The organism is Cryptosporangium minutisporangium, assembly GCF_039536245.1.
GTDB lineage: Bacteria > Actinomycetota > Actinomycetes > Mycobacteriales > Cryptosporangiaceae > Cryptosporangium > Cryptosporangium minutisporangium.
In genome coordinates, this window is record NZ_BAAAYN010000135.1 from 1 (window position 1) to 507 (window position 507).

1 protein-coding gene is annotated in these 507 nt (G+C 72.4%); it reads right to left on the reverse strand.

Going from position 1 to position 507, the window contains the following annotated elements:
• Nucleotides 1-58: 58 nt before the first annotated feature.
• The coding region (locus ABEB28_RS42850; protein ID WP_345734053.1) for a TetR/AcrR family transcriptional regulator at nucleotides 59-507 on the reverse strand (449 nt) is incomplete at its 5' end.

Sequence of the window (507 nt, forward strand, 5' to 3'; positions counted from 1 at the left end):
AGGATCTGCTCCCGGCTCATCGCCACCCGCCGCTGCCGACGCAGCTCACGCGGGCTGGTCATGCCGCGAACGCCCGGGTGACGATCCGCCGGAAGTCCTGCTCGGTCAGCGTCGGGCCGGACGGGTCCAGCTCGGGGTCGACCCGGTGGTACGCACTGACCAGGCTGGACAGCAGACGCGCCAGGGCGTGGGGGTTCCCCGGCCGGACGGTTCCCCGCCGCTGGCCCTCGGCGATCACCGACGCGTACAGGTCCATCGCGGTGCGGTAGTTGGCCTCGAACAGGTGGTAGCCGGCCGGTGCGTCCGAGCCGGCCGAGTAGACCCGCGCCGACAGCCGGCCGAACGCCGGGTAGCGCCGGTGGAATGCGACGATCGTGTCGACCAGCTGCAGGAGGTCGCCCGCCTCGGCGGCCGCGCGCATCTCGGCCAGCTGGACCAGCCCACGACGTTCCATCACCCCGCGGAGCAGCTCTTCCTTGCCCGCGAAGAACTGGTACAGCGCGCCCA